General features: G+C 69.8%; 13 protein-coding genes. 4 read left to right on the top strand and 9 right to left on the bottom strand.

Annotated features, from left to right (window positions below; translation table 11 throughout):
- Nucleotides 1-12: 12 nt before the first annotated feature.
- Together ACO05L_RS03290 and ACO05L_RS03285 are read right to left on the bottom strand one after the other, a co-directional pair.
- Complete coding sequence (locus ACO05L_RS03290; protein ID WP_421730749.1) at nt 13-333, bottom strand: hypothetical protein; 321 nt, start codon at nt 331-333, stop codon at nt 13-15.
- 111 nt (nt 334-444) lie between these two features.
- Complete coding sequence (locus ACO05L_RS03285; protein ID WP_421730748.1) at nt 445-2,301, bottom strand: monovalent cation:proton antiporter-2 (CPA2) family protein; 1,857 nt, start codon at nt 2,299-2,301, stop codon at nt 445-447.
- Between the two features lie 200 nt (nt 2,302-2,501).
- Between ACO05L_RS03285 and ACO05L_RS03280 the strand changes: the two genes are divergently transcribed.
- Complete coding sequence (locus ACO05L_RS03280) at nt 2,502-4,355, top strand: vWA domain-containing protein (RefSeq protein WP_421730747.1); 1,854 nt, start codon at nt 2,502-2,504, stop codon at nt 4,353-4,355.
- Here ACO05L_RS03280 and ACO05L_RS03275 read toward each other — a convergent pair.
- Nucleotides 4,352-5,872, bottom strand: coding sequence for an aldehyde dehydrogenase family protein (locus ACO05L_RS03275; protein WP_421730746.1), 1,521 nt, complete (start codon nt 5,870-5,872; stop codon nt 4,352-4,354). The genes ACO05L_RS03280 and ACO05L_RS03275 overlap by 4 nt on opposite strands.
- Nucleotides 5,873-6,039: 167 nt before the next feature.
- On the opposite strand from ACO05L_RS03275, the gene ACO05L_RS03270 reads away from it, so the two are divergent.
- From ACO05L_RS03270 to ACO05L_RS03260, 3 genes are all read left to right on the top strand, one after another.
- Nucleotides 6,040-6,453, top strand: a complete 414-nt coding sequence (locus ACO05L_RS03270) for a CBS domain-containing protein (RefSeq protein ID WP_421730745.1) — start codon at nt 6,040-6,042, stop codon at nt 6,451-6,453.
- A gap of 82 nt (nt 6,454-6,535) precedes the next feature.
- Nucleotides 6,536-7,177 (top strand): hypothetical protein, encoded by a 642-nt coding sequence (locus ACO05L_RS03265; protein WP_421730744.1) that lies wholly within the window; start codon nt 6,536-6,538, stop codon nt 7,175-7,177.
- A gap of 128 nt (nt 7,178-7,305) precedes the next feature.
- Entirely contained in the window at nt 7,306-9,777 is a 2,472-nt protein-coding gene (locus ACO05L_RS03260) for a PAS domain-containing sensor histidine kinase (protein ID WP_421730743.1), read from the top strand.
- A gap of 14 nt (nt 9,778-9,791) precedes the next feature.
- Here the strand turns inward: ACO05L_RS03260 and ACO05L_RS03255 are convergent, their stop codons facing one another.
- The 6 genes from ACO05L_RS03255 to ACO05L_RS03230 form a co-directional block, all read right to left on the bottom strand.
- Entirely contained in the window at nt 9,792-10,364 is a 573-nt protein-coding gene (locus ACO05L_RS03255) for a periplasmic heavy metal sensor (RefSeq protein ID WP_421730742.1), read from the bottom strand.
- Entirely contained in the window at nt 10,361-10,786 is a 426-nt protein-coding gene (locus ACO05L_RS03250; protein WP_421730741.1) for a hypothetical protein, read from the bottom strand. The genes ACO05L_RS03255 and ACO05L_RS03250 overlap by 4 nt, the downstream gene beginning before the upstream one ends.
- A gap of 2 nt (nt 10,787-10,788) precedes the next feature.
- Complete coding sequence (locus tag ACO05L_RS03245; protein WP_421730740.1) at nt 10,789-11,361, bottom strand: RNA polymerase sigma factor; 573 nt, start codon at nt 11,359-11,361, stop codon at nt 10,789-10,791.
- Nucleotides 11,362-11,427: 66 nt separating this feature from the next.
- Nucleotides 11,428-12,132: an EF-hand domain-containing protein gene (locus ACO05L_RS03240; protein ID WP_421730739.1), complete on the bottom strand. Its 705-nt coding sequence runs from the start codon at nt 12,130-12,132 to the stop codon at nt 11,428-11,430.
- A 66-nt stretch (nt 12,133-12,198) separates the two neighbouring features.
- On the bottom strand, nt 12,199-15,117 hold the full coding sequence (locus ACO05L_RS03235; protein ID WP_421730738.1) for a bifunctional [glutamine synthetase] adenylyltransferase/[glutamine synthetase]-adenylyl-L-tyrosine phosphorylase: 2,919 nt from the start codon (nt 15,115-15,117) through the stop codon (nt 12,199-12,201).
- Complete coding sequence (locus ACO05L_RS03230) at nt 15,114-16,538, bottom strand: sensor histidine kinase (RefSeq protein ID WP_421730737.1); 1,425 nt, start codon at nt 16,536-16,538, stop codon at nt 15,114-15,116. Before ACO05L_RS03230 ends, ACO05L_RS03235 begins: the two co-directional genes overlap by 4 nt.
- Nucleotides 16,539-16,544: the final 6 nt, after the last annotated feature.

Genomic DNA, 16,544 nt, shown 5'->3' with positions numbered 1-16,544 from the left:
CGCGTCTGGCGGCTAGGTCGTCTTGTGCACGATCGCGCGGATGGTCTCGGCCTTGACCGGCAGGTCCGCGTGCAGCCGTGAGGCGATCTCGCGCGCTCCGACCGGATAGGCGTCGCCGCCCTCGGCGATTTCGCGCGCCATCTCGGCGGCCTGCAGCAGCACGGTCTCCAGCGCCTCGACCTGTTCCAGCGCCAGGAACCGCGCCTCGGATTGCAGGCGCTTGACCCGGTCGCCCGTGGTCTCGGGCGTCTTCATGATCTCGTAAACGGCGCTCTCTGCCTCGACCAGGCGCAGGTCGGGCTTGCCGGATTTCGAGGAGGGAGACTTGGCCATCTGAATTTCCTTGTCAGGGAGAAAATGAGCGGCGGAGTCGGGCGTTCCGTCAACCTTCGCCATTAAGGACAATCCAGCGTCAGTGTGGCGGTCGGACCACAGGTCGGGCCGTCAGACCTTCTCCCTGCGCGCCTCCGCCTCCTCCAGCAGGTCGCCCGCCTCGTCGTTGAGGGCGGTGCTTTCGCGGCGCGGTTTGACATAGGGCTCGGGCTGCGGCGTCGAGGTGTTGTTGCGCCACAGTGACCGCCCGGCCTGCAGGCCGCCGGTGACCTGAAGCGTCAGCCGTTCCTCGTCGCGACGGCGGACGTCCTCGATGGTCTCGCGCGCCTCGTCTTCCGAAAAGCCCAGGTCCTTCAGGACGTGTTCGCCAAAGGCCAGGGCGCTCTCGAAGGTCTCGCGGATGTGGAACTCGACCCCCGCCTGGATCAGGCGGATCGAATGCCCGCGGTCATAGGCGCGAACGAACAGCTTGGTCAGGGGGAACTCGGACTGGACCAGTTCGACGATCCGGTCCGCCGTTTCGGGCCTGTCGACGCAGACCAGGATGGTCTCGGCCTTTTCGGCCCCCGAGGCGCGCAGCACGTCCAGCCGCGAGCCGTCGCCGTAATAGACCTTGAAGCCGAAGTTTCCGGCCGCCTGGATCATCTCCACGTCCATGTCGATGATCGAGACATCCACGTCGCGCGCCAGAAGGGGCTGGGCCACGACCTGGGCGAAGCGGCCAAAGCCTATGATCAGCACCCGCTCGCGCAGGTTCTCGGCGCGGTCGATGCCGTCCATGTCGTCCACCGATACCGCCTGATCCCGCAAGAGAAAGCGCGACACCAGGATGGTGACCAGCGGCGTCAGCACCATCGACAGGATGACGATGGCCGTCAGGATAGCGCTGGTCCGGGCGTCGAACAGGCCGGCCATGAAGGCGGCGCCGAACAGGACGAAGGCGAACTCGCCGCCTTGCGCAAACAGGGCCGCCCGCTCCAGCGCCTCGTTGTGACGGGCCTTGAACAGCCGGGCGATGGCATAGATGCCGATAGCCTTAACCACCATGAACAGGATCACGCCCCCGATCACCCAGCGCCAGTCGGCGACGACGACGCCCAGGTTCAGCGACATGCCGACACTGAGGAAGAACAGGCCCAGCAGGATCGAGCGGAAGGGCTCCACGTCCGCCTCCAACTGATGCCGGAAGGTCGAATCCGACAGCAGCACCCCGGCCAGGAAGGCGCCCATGGCCATGGACAGTCCGCCCAGCGACATGGCCCAGGCGGCGCCGAACACCACCAGCAGGGCGGCGGCCAGCATGACCTCGCGCCCGCCGTACTTGGCCAGTTGGCGGAAGATGGGGTTGATCGCGTACTTGCCGGCCAGGATGACGCCGCCGACCGCCGCAACGGCCAGGCCTATCGTCTGCCACAGGGGCGGGCCGTCCTCGGCCGTGCCCATGACCGAGCCCAGCACGGCGACGATGGCCAGGAGCGGCACGATGGCCAGGTCTTCCAGCAGCAGGATGGACACCGCCCGCTGGCCGTGCGGCGAGGTCATCTCGTTGCGCTCGTCCAGAGTCTGCATGATGACGGCGGTCGATGACAGGACAAAGCCCATGGCGCCGATGAAGGCCACGGCCGGGGCGACGCCGAACACCATGGCCGCCGCCGTCAGCAACAGGCCGCAGGCGATGACCTGGGCGGCGCCGAGGCCGAAGATCTCCTTCCTCAGCTTCCACAGCTTGGCGGGTCGCATCTCCAGCCCGATGATGAACAGGAAGATGACCACGCCCATCTCGGCGACGTGCAGGATGGCCTCTGCGTCGCCGATCAGGCCCAGGGCGTAGGGGCCGATGACCACACCGGCGGCCAGATAGCCCAGCACCGAGCCCAGGCCGAACTTGCGGAACAGCGGCACAGCGACCACGGCCGCGCCCAGGAGGGCGACTGCGTGCCCCAGATTCAGTCCCGCTTCCGTCGCCATGTCGCCTGCCCTGCTGCCGAACCTTGATAGTGGGGGCGGATGGGCGCGATTGCGAGCCCCGACCTGGCTCCGACATCAGCCGTGATCGCCATTTCTGCAACAGTCACGCCTCGCCCTTTTTCGCGCGCGGCCCGGCCACAGTTTCGCCGAACCCCGATCCGCCTCATGCGCCCAAGGACATAACCGAGGGAGACGGAACGATGCTGGCGACCATGCTGAAACAGGGGGTGGCCGCCGTGATGGGCCTGACCCTCGCCGCACCCGCCGCAACGGGCGGGACCGCGCCCCAGGCGCCGACACCGCCGCAGGTGATCGACGGGACGGCCAATGCAGCGACGTGTCTGCAGTACGGCTTCGACCTGAAACGGCGTCCAGACGCAGGCTACCAGTACCGCATGCAGATGGTCGCGCCCTCCAGCGGCATGGCTGGGCCACCGCCGCCGCCAGCTCCACCGCCCCCGCCTCCGCCGCCTCCTCCTTCCAGCGCCCTGCCGATGGAGGCGACGAAAAGGGAGGATCGGGTCGAGTACCGGGGGCCGCCGGTCATCGTCCCCGGGTCACCCGGCATCGTGTCGCCCAGACCCTTGCCTCCGGGACTGCCTCGGCCGCCCGCCGACACCGAACGCTATCCCGACGCCACGCCCAATCCGGTCAAGCGCACGGCGGATGAGCCGGTCTCGACCTTCTCCATCGACGTGGACACCGCCGCATACGCCAACGTCCGCCGCTTCATCGACGACGGCTCGGCCCCGCCGCGCGACGCCGTGCGGGTCGAGGAGCTGATCAACTATTTCGACTATGGCTACGACCGGCCGACCGACCCGAACGAGCCGTTCGCGATCACCACCGTCGTCGCGGCCTCGCCCTGGGCCGCCGCCGCCGGTCGCCAGATCGTCCACATCGGCCTGCAGGGCTATGAACTGCCCGCCAACGCACAGCGGCCGCTGAACCTGACCTTCCTGGTCGATGTCTCCGGCTCGATGGGGTCGGAGGACAAGCTGGGTCTGGCGCAGAAATCCATGAACCTGATCATCGACCGGCTGAGGCCGCAGGACACGGTCGCGGTCACCTATTACGCCGAGGGCGCCGGCACGACCCTGGCCCCCACGCCGGGGACCGACAAGCTGCGTCTGCGCTGTGCGGTGGCCAGCCTCTCTGCGTCGGGCGGCACCGCCGGGGCGACCGGCATGACCAACGCCTACGACCAGGCCCAGGCCAGCTTCAGCCGCGACAAGGTCAACCGCATCCTGATGTTCACCGACGGCGACTTCAACGTCGGCGTGACCGACGACAAGCGGATCGAGGACTATGTCGCCGACAAGCGGGCGACCGGCATCTATCTGTCGGTCTATGGCTTCGGGCGCGGCAATTATCAGGACGCGCGGATGCAGACGATCGCCCAGTCGGGCAACGGCGTCGCCGCCTATGTCGACGACCTGAACGAGGCGCGCCGCCTGTTCGGCCCCATGTTCGACCGGGGCGCCTTTCCCATCGCCGACGACGTCAAGATCCAGGTCGAGTTCAACCCGGCCCGCGTCAGCCAATACCGTCTGATCGGCTATGAGACCCGGCTTCTGAACGAGGAGGACTTCGCCAACGACCGCATCGACGCGGGCGAGGTCGGATCGGGTGCCTGGGTCACCGCCCTGTACGAAATCACCCCGGTCGGCGCCGCATCCCAGGTCCCCGAGCGACGCTATGAGGCCAACCGCCCTGCGGCCTCGGCGGTCAGTCCTGCGGGCGAGATCGGCTTTGTCCAGGTGCGCTACAAGCGGCCCGGCGAGGCGACCTCGCGCCTGATCCAGCACCCGCTCGCCAATCACGTCTCGCGCGCCGCCTCGGCCCAGCCGCCCGAGAGCACCCGCTGGGCCCTGGCCGTCGCCGCCTTCGGCCAGAAGCTGCGCGGCGATCCCTGGATGGCGGCGGACTACGACTGGTCCCAGGTGCTGGAACAGGCGCAAGGCGCACGGGGCTCAGACCCCTACGGCGACCGCGCCGAGTTCGTGCAGATGGTCAGAGCGGCGGGTGAGCTGCCAGCGAGGTCTCGGCCCTAGACCTCGAACTTCACCCCCTGGGCCAGCGGTAGGTCGTGGCTGAAATTCACCGTCTGGGTCTGGCGGCGCATGTAGGATTTCCAGGCGTCCGAGCCGCTCTCGCGCCCGCCGCCGGTGTCCTTCTCGCCGCCGAAGGCCCCGCCGATCTCGGCGCCCGAGGGGCCGATGTTGACGTTGGCGATGCCGCAGTCCGAGCCCCAGGCCGACAGGAAGGCCTCGGCCTCGCGCACGCTGTCGGTGAAGATGCAGGACGACAGCCCCTGTGGCACGTCGTTCTGGATTTCGATGGCCTCATCCAGATCGCGCCAGGTCAGGACATAGAGGATGGGCGCGAACGTCTCGTGTTTCACGACCTCGCTCTGGGACGGCATCCGCACGATGGCGGGGCGGACATAGACGCCGTCCCGCTCCACCCGCGCGCCGCCGACGACGATCTGGCCGCCCTGTTCGACGGCCTGTTTCAGCGCCGCGTCAAAGCCCTCGCCAGCCGCCTCGTCGATCAGAGGCCCGACCAGAACCCCATCGTCACGCGGATCGCCGATGGGCAGGGTCTCATAGGCCCGGGCCAGCCGCGCGATCAGGGCATCGGCCACATCCTCGTGCACCAGGAGGCGACGCAGGGAGGTGCAGCGCTGGCCCGCCGTTCCGACCGCCGAAAACGCGATGGCGCGCACGGCCATTTCCAGATCTGCGCTGGGCGTCACGATCATGGCGTTGTTGCCGCCCAGTTCCAGCAGGCTTCGTCCCATCCGACCCGCCACGACCTGGGCCACCGCCCGGCCCATCCGCGTCGAGCCGGTCGCCGAGACCAGGGCGATGCGCGGATCGGCGGCCAGGGCCTCGCCGACCTCACGACCGCCGATCAGCAACTGCGCCAACCCGTCCGGCGCGCCCGGTCCATTGTCCTCGGCGAACCGGGCCGCAGCGCGCTCGAACACCGCCTGCACCCCCAGCGCCGTCAGCGGCGTCTTCTCTGACGGTTTCCAGATCACCGCATCGCCGCAGACCAGGGCCAGGGCTGCATTCCAGGCCCAGACCGCGACGGGGAAGTTGAAGGCCGTAATGATCCCCACGGTCCCCAGCGGTTGCCAGATCTCGCGCATATGGTGGCCGGGCCGTTCGCTGGGCATGGTCAGGCCGTACAGCTGGCGCGACAGGCCAACGGCGAAGTCGCAGATGTCGATCATCTCCTGAACCTCGCCCAGGCCTTCGGACACGACCTTGCCCGCCTCCAGGGTGACCAGCATCGCCAGGTCGTCCTTGGCGGCGCGCAACTCTTCGCCCAGCAGCCGCACCAGCTCTCCCCGGCGCGGCGCCGGCACGCGACGCCAGGCGGCGAAGGCTGTGGCCGAGGTTGCAAACGCCGTTTCGATGTCCTGCGGCGTCGCCTGACGCAGACCGCCCCCGCTGGATCCGTCGATCGGCGAGCGCGTGGCCAGACCGCCGTCGGTCCAGACCGCCTCGTTCACGCCCAGCCGCGCCAGGATTGCCTTCGTCTCGTTCGCCGCCGTCGTCATTCGTCATCTCCGTCTTCGGCGCAGCCCATAGCCCGGCCGTGCGGCCCCCGCCATGGCCCAACCCGCTGCAGCCCAGCCCGCTAAGGCCCAGCCCGCTATGGCCCAGCCCGGAACTCGCCCCCTGCCCAGGGGTTCTGTCGCCAGCACAACATTCGAAAGACCCCGCCATGAAGATCCGCGACGTGATGAGCAAGGACGTCCATGTGGCCCGCCCCGGCGACAGCCTGAGAGCCGTGGCCGAGCGCATGGCCTCTGGCGACTTCGGCTTCATCCCCGTGGCCGACGGTGACCGTCTGGTCGGGACCCTGACCGACCGCGACATCGTCGTGCGCGGCGTCGCCTCCGGTCTCGGCGTCGAGGCGACGGTGACCCAGGTCATGACCGCCAATGTCACGACGGTTCTGGACACCGACGATCTGAAGGTGGCGCTGGACGCCATGGGCGGCGGCAAGATCCGCAGGCTGCCGGTGGTCGACAAGCACGACCGTCTGGTCGGCGTCGTCTCTCTGGGCGACCTGTCGACGCGGGTGAAGGAAAAGTACGCTGGCGAGGCGCTGGAGACCATTTCCCAGCCCGGCTGATTAACCCCTGCTTCACCCTGCTCGGCAACGGCCCGCTAAGCCGGACGTGCGAAGTGTCACGGTCGGATACGAGGGGATCGGGATGGCGCGCGCACAATTCCAGAAGGGCCAGAAGGTCTGGGTCGAATGCGTCGGCGCATGGGCCCAGATCGAGAAGGTCCAGCCGGTATGGGCCAAGGGTTTCGACGAGCCGGTCCGGGTCACCTACGACATCGGCCTGGGGCGCGAGTTCGTCGCCTCCGAACTGTTCCTGCCGGTCGAGGATCCGACCGACGCCGACCTGGGCCAATGGCGGATGCTGCGGGCGCGCAACAAGTGGCAGGCGGCCGAGGATGTGCCGCACCACCCCTTCCCCGGCACCTATCCGGTCGTGGTCACCGATACCCAGGACTGGGGCGGATGGCGGGTGCCGGGCGCCGAATACGACCGCGACCCGCAGCGTATCGAATACCAGGCCCGCCTGATCGCCGCCGCGCCGCGCCTGATGGCGGTTGCTCAGGCCCTGGTCGACGCCGTCGCCGAAAATCCCGAGGACGCCCCGCCCGAGTGCCTGTCCCTCGCACGACAGGCCCGCGACGCCCTGCGCACCGTGACCGACATTCTCTCAGCCCCGCCCGAGGCTCTGCTGGCCCCGCCCTCGGCGCCCGGATCGGCCAGCGGGGACGCCGTCACCCGCCCCGGTGCGGCCTCATCGGCACGACGCACAACTGTTCGCGCCGCCTGACAGAGTTTGGTTAACCAGTTCTCGACACGAATCCGCGACGCAGCCTAGATTCCCAGGCGTCGTCGAATCATTCGTGCGCGCCTGGCGGCTGATCCCAGCCCCCGCCGCGCCAAGTCCGGGAGAGCGCCTTGCGGGGCAACGAGCGCCGCATTGAAAAGTCCGGGCGGCGATCCACGGATCAGGCCGCCGGCGGCTTGCCGATCTGGGCGCGTGTGGCCGTGCTGGCCGTGACCCTGGGCGTCGCCATCTATGTGCTGCTGGTGGCGCGCGAGACTGCCCGCCCCGAACGGGAACTGGAACTCAGCCGGACCGCATCCCTGCAACAGGAAGCCCGGCTTCTGGCCGCCGTCATGGACGGGCGGATCACCGCCGCCCGCGCCGCCTTGCAGGTCGGCGAGGCCGCCCTGGCCGCCCAGCCGACCCGCCCGCTGGACGCCGCCGAGGCCGCTCGGGCCGCCGCGCCCCAGGCCGGGTTCTCGGTCCTGTCGCCGACCGGCGTGCAACTGGCCGCCGTCGGAGCATCGCCCGAGGGTTTCACCGCCCCGCTGGCGTCACAGACGACGCCGGAGACGGCTTCCGACATCCAGCTCAGCACAGGCCGCGACGCCCTCTTGATCGCCCGCTCCGCCGGTCGTTTCCGCATCCTGGCCCGGATTCCCCTGCCGCCCTCCATGCTGGTGAAGACCGCTACGGGGCCGTCCCTGGCCCTGGTCTCCGCAACGGACGGCGTGATCTCCACCGCCCTGTCGCAAGGCGCGCCCGCCGCCGTCCTGGGCGCCGACCTCAGCGCCCTGGCGACCCAGAACAGCCCTGCCCGCACCCAGCCGACCGGAGGCGAACCCGTCACAGTGGCGGCGGCGCCGATAGGCGAGACCGGCCTTCTGGCCGTCGCCGTCAGCCAGCATGAGGGCGGCTCGATCTGGCTTTCGGACGCCTGGGTCCTGGCCGTGCCGACGCTTCTGGGCGGACTGGTCATCGCCATGGTCCTGTTGCAGGGCTGGCGACAGAGGCGACAGGGACGCGTCTGGGCCGAGACCGAGCATCGTTTCCGGGTCGCCGTCGAGGCCGCCCGTTGTGGTGTCTGGGAATGGGACCTGGAAACCGAAGAAGTGGTCGTGTCGGACTATATGGCCGCCCTGCTGGGCCTGCCGGCCGGCGGCGTGGTCGGGTCCGAGGCCGTGCTGAACTGCGTCCACCCGAAGTACCGCGAACAGGTCGCCCACGCCCTACGCCAGGCCGCCGCCTACGGCGCCTTCGACACCACCTTCCCGGTGCCGGGCGAGAACGGCTCCGTGCGCTGGATCGACGCCCGTGGACAGGCGCGCGGCGAGCGCGACGCCCACGGCTTCACCAGCATCCTGGGCGTCGCCATGGACATCACCGAGGCCCGGCGCGCAAAGGCCCACGCCCAGGCCGCCGAGGGGCGGCTGCGCGATGGCATCGAAAGCGTCTCGGACGCCTTCGCCCTGTTCGACCGCCAGGGTCGGTTGATCCTGTGCAACCAGGCCTTCTCCGACACCTTCGCCCTGACGCCCGAGGTGGCCCGCCGCGGAGCCCTGAAGGACGAGTTGAACCGCATCGCCGCCCTGGCCATCAAGGCCGATCATCCGTCCACGGACGATCGCGCCGGAACCCGCGAGGTCGAGCTGCATGACGGTCGCTGGCTGCGCCTGTCGGAGCGCTACACCTCGGATGGCGGCACGGTGGTCAGCGCCGCCGACCTGACCGTCATCAAGCGCCAGGAAGCCGAGAGCCAGAGGGCGGCGGCGGCGCTGCGCCTGATGGTCGACCGGCTGGAATCCAGTCAGGAAAAGCTCAGCCTTCTGGCCCGCAAGTACGAGGTCGCCATGACCCGGGCCGAGGCCGCCAACCAGGCCAAGTCCGAGTTCCTGGCCAATATGTCCCACGAACTGCGCACCCCGCTGAACGCCATCAACGGCTTCTCCGAGATCATGGCCGGCCAGATGTTCGGCCCCCTGGGGGACAAGCGCTACGTCGGCTATGCGGGCGACATCCTGAAGTCGGGCCAGCACCTGCTCAGCCTGATCAACGACATCCTCGACATGGCCAAGATCGAGGCCGGCAAGATGACCCTGCACTACGAGAAGGTGTCGCTGAAGGAGGTCTGCGAGGACGCCATCCGCCTGATGCGCGGCAAGGCCCAGGATTCAGGCCTGACCCTGGTGCTCGAGGCGCACGACCTGCCCGACATCGACGCCGACCAGCGCGGCATGAAACAGGTGATGCTGAACCTGATCTCCAACGCGGTGAAGTTCACGCCCGAGGGCGGCTCGATCACCGTTTCCGTCACTCCGCACGGCGACGGCCGTCAGCAGGTCGCGGTCATCGACACCGGCATCGGCATCGCCGCCGAGGATGTCGCCCGTCTGGCCCGGCCGTTCGAACAGGTCGAGGGCCAGCACTCCAAGACCACCCAGGGCACCGGCCTGGGCCTGGCCCTGACCAAGTCCCTGATCGAGATGCATCAGGGCGGCCTGAAGATCGATTCCGAGCCCGGCAGCGGCACCACCGTCAGCTTTGACGTGCCCGTGCTGCGCCCCGCCGCCCCCGCCGCACTGGCAGAGGCGCGTGCGGCCTAGGATCTGACCGAGGCTCAGCCCTTGGGGGCGGCAGGGGCTTGGTCGCGCGGATGTTCGCCATGACCGCCCTTACCGCGTTCGCCGCCCCCTTCACCGCCGCGACCTCCGCCCCGACCGTGACGGGTCAGGATGGCGCCCAGGGCCTTGCGGTCATCGGGCTCCAGCGTCGCCAGCAGGGCGACGGCGTCGCGCTCCAGTCGCGCCCGTCCGCGCAGTTCGGCAGCGCGCGAGGTCTCCAGCAGAGCGCTGACCGCCGCCGGGTCGAATCCGTCGGTCGCCGTCGTGGCGGCCACGGCAGCGCGGCGCGCCTGGCGTGCCGCCTCGAAATCGGGGCGCGCAGCCAAGGCTGAGGCGCGCAGGCCTTCGCGCACCCGGTCGCGAACTTCCGGGTCCAGGGTGGCCACGATCTGAGGCACCGAACCGTCGCGGCCGGGCCGACGCTGATCCTCGACCTTCTGGTCCACATTGGCGCGGGTGATCAGGGCGGTGGTCCCGCCGACCACGGCGAACAGGTTCAGAGCCACGGACACGGCCAGGGCGATCTTCAGCGCGCGCGAGCCGGATTGGACTTGGCCTTCGGGGATCATCCCAGCACCTCGGTGTCGTCCACGGCGACCATCTGCGCCTGATAGAGGACCGCGTCGGCCCGTGCGTCGGCCGTCATGTGCAGGGTCAGGTTGGCGCCGGCGATGACGCCCGCACAGGCCGCCACGGCCCACCCCGCCCCGGCCCACAGCATCAGCCGATCCCAGACCATCTTCGCCTTCTTGGGCGACAGGCCGGCGGCCATGGCCGAGGCGATGACCGCGTCGCGCAGGGCGTTGGAGACCATGGGGCGCGCCGAGGCGTCCAGCGCCGCATCCGTCTGGCGCGCATCGAACATCAACCGCTCGGCCTGCGCCGGATCGGCCACGACGAAACCTTCAGCCGCCGCGCGCTCGCTCTGGGGCCAGCGACGTTTGTCGGCGCCGTAAGCCTCGGCCAGCTGTCTCATCCTCTCGGCGTTCATGGTCATCCTCGTTCAGCCCCTGCACTCTTCGTCGACAGATCCGCCAACGACTGCCTCAGCGCCCTTCGACCCCGCGACAGCAAACTCTCCAGCGCCTCGACGCTGACCGACATCAGGTCGGCCGCCTCGATATTGGTCAGCTCCTGATAATGACACAGGACGATGGCCTCGCGCTGCCGATCCGGCAGTCTCTTCAGCGCCGCATCGACCCTGAGGCCCAGTTCCGCGCTCAGCAGACCCGCATCGGGCGCCGGCCCCTCGTCGGGTCGATCCGGCGGCGTCTCGGTCGGGACCTCGCGCCTGCGTCTCAGCCGATCGTAGCAGAGGTTCAGGGCGACACGGTGCAGCCAGGTGTCGAACTTGGCCTTGCCCGGCCGCCACTTCGGCGCCTGCTTCCAGGCCCTCAGCATGGCCTCCTGCGCCACATCCTCGGCCTCCGACGGATCGCCCAGCATGCGTTGGGCGAGCGCCAGCATGCGCGGAAGCTTGCGCGCCACCATGGCCTGAATGGCCGCGGGCTCGCCTTGAGCCACGCGGCGCACCAGATCCTCGTCGGGGTCGGCGATTACAGACAAGCCGGCCTGTTCCCTCAAAAACATTAGGGCTCGATACGTCCATGACGGCCGACCCCGACATCGGGTTTACTCCGAAGCGGGCGCCGAAGGCGACGCCGTATTGGCCGTGCGGGCTGCACGACGCTCGGCCCGGCGTTCCTGCCATTGCGAACGCATGGCCTCGCGCGAGGCGGTCTGTTCGGCGGCGCTCAGGAAGCCGTCGCGGTCGGTGTCGATGGCGGCGAAGCGTTCCGTCATCTTGGCCTGGACCTCGGCGATGACGACGGGTCCGCCGCGCTCGCCGCCGCCACGAGGGCCGCCTTGCATCCGCCCGTGGTCACGGCCGTGACCGCGTCCGCCGCGCATATGATGTCCACGGGGCCCGCCCTCGGCCCGCTCGGCCCGATCCGGGCGTCCAGCGCGATCAGCGCGAGGCGCATCGAACTCGGCCCGGGTGACCGAGCCGTCCTTGTTGGCGTCCAGCCGGTCGAAGCGGGCGGCCTGGCGTTCAGCCCGACGCGCCTCCATGCCAGCACGCCGCTCTTCGACCGAGACCGTGCCGTCTCGGTTGGCGTCCAGCGCGGTCAGGCGGGCGATGCGGTCGCCCATGAACTCGGCCTGGCTGATGCGGCCGTCATTGTCGGCGTCGCGCGAGGCGTGGCCGCGGTCCCATCCATGACCCGGTCCGGCGGGCGCCGGTGCGGTCTGGGGCGCGGTCTGGGCGGTGGCGATGCCGGCTGCGGCGGCCAGGGCGGCGACCGACAGGCCCGTGAAAATCTTGATCGTCTTCATGTCTCTGCTCCTGGGCCGGCGAACCGGCCATGTGCACCCCGTCTGCAAGGTTCAACGCACAGGAAATCAGAGTCCGTCGCCATCCTTCTGAGCGACCGCAGGCAGCCCCGCCTCGAACGCCGCCCGACAGGCCGCCCGCGCCATCTTCAGCCGCTCGACCAGGGCGTCGAAGTCGGTCTCTCCGACCGCCTCGGCCAGCCGCTGGCGGAAGGTGGCGGATTCGGCCTCCGGGTCGGGCCGCTCGTCATAGGCGCAGGCCAGCACCTGCCCCACCCCCTGCTGCAGCCGCCAAGCCGCCGCCGCGTCCGGCTCCTCGGCCAACTGGGTCAGGGTCGAGACCGACAGGTCCCCGCCGTCCGGTCCCGCCTGAAGCTGGCGGAACTGGCCCAGGAACTCGGCGTCCACCAGACCGCCCGCACTCAACTTCATGTCCCAGAACCCGTCAGCCCGCCGCTCGCGGTCCATCAGGTCGCGCATGCTGCGGACGTCGGCGGCGACATCCACGCCGGGGCGGGGCCGACGCAGGGTGTCGATGACCGCCGCCTCGGCCCGCGCGCCAAAGCCTGCGTCGCTGGCCCAGACCACCCGCGCCCGCGTCAGGGCCATGAACTCCCAGGTCGCCGCCTCGTCGCGGTAATAGTCGTCGAAGGCCGACAGCCGCACCGACACCGGCCCCTTCGAGCCCGAGGGCCGCAGCCGCATATCGACCTCATACAGCCCGCCCTCGCCGGTGTTGACCGACAGGGCGGCGATCAGCCTCTGGGTGAAGCGTGCGCCCCAGACATCGGCGCTCCACCCTTTCAGCGAAGACGTCGCCTCTGGCGGCGCCTCATAGACGGTCATCAGATCCAGGTCGGAGGCCGCCGTCATCTCGCGTGACCCGGCCTTGCCCAGCGCGATCACCGCCACCGCGCCGGGGAAGTCGCCGCCCAGCCGCGTGGTCTCCCTCAGGGCCGCATCGGCCAGCACCCGCATGACGGCGTCGGCCAGGTTGGTGAACCCCAGCCCCGCCGCCTCGGGGCCGATCCGTCCGGTCAGGGTCTGCATGCCGATGCGGAAGGCCTGATCGCGGTGCAGCCGGCGCACGGCGTTCATGGCGCCCTCGAAATCCTCGGCGGCGACGGCCTCGGCCTCCATCTGGGCGAACAGGCCGGTGTTGGGGCCCAGCGGGGTCTGGAACCGCGCATCCAGCATGGAATCCAGCGCGGTCGGATAGCGTCCCAGCGTCCGCGCCAGCTTGGGCGCAAAGGCCATGACCCCGACGATCAGGCGAAACAGTTCGGGCTGGTTCAGGAACAGGGCCTGGACCTGCACGCCCGAGTTCATGCCGGAAAAGAACACCGCAAACCGCTTGAAGGCGGCATCCGCCGCCCCCGTCTCGGCCAGGGCGGTCAGCAGCTGGGGCGCCAGGCGGGTGAACAGTTCGCGCCCGCGCGCCGAGCGTGTCGCGGGGATGCGGCCATGGTGCCAACTGCGGATGGTGTCGGCGACCTGGCCGGGCTGGCTGAAGCCCATCCGCGTCAGGGTCTCCAGCGTCTCGGGGTCGTTGTCCACGCCGGTGAAGACCAGGCTGCCATAGGGGGAGGACAGGTCCTCCTCGCCCTCGAACAGCTCGCCATAGCGCTGGTTGACCCCGATCAGCAGGGCCTCGACGCCCGCATCGAAGGCGGCCAGATCGCCGTCTCCGGCCAGGGCGGCGACCATGCCCCGCCGCACCGGATCGACCGGCAGGCTGTGGGTCTGTTCGTCGTCCAGCATCTGCACCCGATGCTCCAGCCCGCGCAGGGTGGCGTAGGCGGCGGTCAGTTCGACGGCGACCTCGGGCGGCACATGACCCGCCGCCGCCAGGGCCGCCAGGGCCTCGTCGGTGCGCCTCAGACGCAGGCCCTTGTCGCGTCCGCCCAGGATCAGCTGCTGGGTCTGGGCGTAGAATTCGATCTCGCGGATGCCGCCGCGGCCCAGCTTCAGATTGGCCCCCGCCGCCTCCAGCCCCTCGCCGGTCTTGTGGGCGTGGATCTGTCGCTTGATCGACTGGATGTCGAGCACCGCCTGATAGTCCAGGCTGCGGCGCCAGACGAAGGGGATCATCTCGTCGAGGAACTCGGCCGCCGCGATCATGTCGCCGCACACCGCCCGCGCCTTGATGAAGGCCGCCCGCTCCCAGTTCTGGCCGACGGATTCATAGTAGGATAGTGCCATGGGCGTGGCCACGACGGCGGGCGTCGAGGACGGGTCAGGCCTGAGGCGCAGGTCGACGCGGAAGACATATCCGTCCGCCGTCCGCTCGCTCATGACCGCCGTCAGGGTCTGGGCCGCGCGGTTGACGAAGGTCTGGGCCTCCACCCCCGCGCCCAGGACGGGAACCAGGGCCTCGGGATCGAAGAACAGGCTGATGTCGATGTCGCTGGAATAGTTCAGCTCATTGGCGCCGTGCTTGCCCATGGCCAGGCCGAACAGGCCCGGTATCGGCCCGCGCGGGTCATCGCCCGCCGAGGTCAGCCGCCCCTTGTCGCGCGCCTCGCGTCCGACCGAAGACAGGGCCGCCTGGGTCGAGGCGTCGGCGAAGGCGGACAGGGCCGCCGTCACCTGGGTCAGGTCCCAGACCCCGCCCAGATCGCACAGAGCCGTCAGCAGATGCAGGTCCGCCTTCAGCCCCCTCAGCGGCGCCTTCATCGCCTCGGGCAGGTCGTCCAGCGCGACGGTGGCGCTGAGGATGTCCAGCAGCCTCTGGCCCGGCTCGGCCTGCAGCGTCGCGCGCAACCGCTCGGGCGAACGCCGCGCCAGTCCGGCCAGATAGGGAGACGCCGCGAACACGGAGGCCAGGGCCGGCCAGGCCGCCTCCAGCGTCGCGGTCCAGCCGCCTTCGGCCGCCGCCGGGATCAGGCGCTGGTGAATGCGCTCGGCCGCCTCGGCGTCGAAGATCGGGCCGCACGGGGCGATCCGCGCGCCAAGGGGGGCGGCGGGGTCTGCGTTATCGTCGGTCATACGGTCGTCGCCGGGGCGGGCGGCAGGACCAGGGCGACTCGCAGGCCCGGCCCGAACCCGCCATAGGCGCCCGGCCCCTCATCCAGCTGCACCCGCCCGGCGTGGGCCTCCAGCACGGCGGACACCAGCGACAGGCCCAGGCCGGAACCGGCCTCGGAACGGCTGTTGTCCAGCCGCACGAAGCGCTGGACGACCCGCTCGCGGTCCTCGTCGGGGACGCCCGGCCCGGTGTCGGTGACCGAATATTCGATCTCGCCCGAGGACCGCCGACGCGCTCTCAGCTTCACCGCCCCGCCGGTCGGGGTGTATTTGATGGCGTTGTCGATGACATTGGCCAGGGCCTGGGCCAGGAAGGGCTGGTTGCCTTCGATCATCAGGCCGCGCTCGATCTCGGCTTCGAAATCCAGCCCCTTGTCCTCGGCGGCGGGCTCATACAGCTCGGCCATGTCGGCGGCCAGATCGGCGGCGTCGAACACCTTGGGATCGGGCGCGCCCCCCGCCTGTAACCGCGCGATGGCCAGGACGGTGTTGAAGGTCTTCAGCAGCTGGTCCGCCTCGTTCAGGGCGATATCCAGGGCCTCGACGCCCGACACCTTGCCCGCCTCGGCGTCGATCAGGGCGACCTCCAGCTTGGCTCTCATACGGGTCAGCGGCGATCTCAGGTCGTGGGCGATGGCGTCCCCGGCGTGGCGGATCGACGACATGGACGCCTCCAGCCGGTCCAGCATGGTGTTCAGCCCACGCCCCAGTTCGTCCAGTTCGTCACCGGACGCGCGCACCTGGGCACGCGCCTTGAGGTCGCCCTCCTGCACCGCCAGCACGACCTTGTTCAGCCTGCCCATCGATCGTTCCAGGTTGCGGCTGACCAGCAGACCGCCCCCGGCGCCCAGCACCAGGACCATGCCCATGGCCATCCACAAGGCCTGGGTCAGGCGCGCCAGATAGGCCTCGGTGTCGCCGATGTCCTCGCCCACGAACAGGTGGTTGCCGTCTGCCAGCTTCATCGTCACCCCGATCGCCTGGCGACGCCGCACATGACCCTCGGCGTCGGTGTCCGTCAGGTTGAAGCTCTCCCAGTCGCCGCGTCCGACAGGGGCCTGCGGATTGGGCTCGACCGGCGCCGTCGAGACATTGCCGGTGATGTTGCCGCCCGCGGGGTCGCTCAGCAGATACAGGTAGGGCCCGCCCCGAATGGCCCGCTCGACCAGGGCCTGGTTCAGCGCATCCAGCCCGCGCGTGCCGTAGATCGAGGTCAGGACGCCCAGCTCGGCCTCGACATCCGTCTGCGCCCGCGCCCGCGCCTCGGCCGCCGAGGCGATATAGACATAGGCCAGGATCGCGCTCGCCGCCGCCGCGAACAGCGCCAGGAACAGCAGGGTCAGCCGGAAAGGCGTGCGACGAAAGAGCGAGGGAAGCTGCATGGCTGA

Source organism: Brevundimonas sp. (genome assembly GCF_965227765.1).
Classification (GTDB): Bacteria; Pseudomonadota; Alphaproteobacteria; order Caulobacterales; family Caulobacteraceae; genus Brevundimonas.
This window is presented reverse-complemented; position numbering and strand designations above follow the sequence as displayed.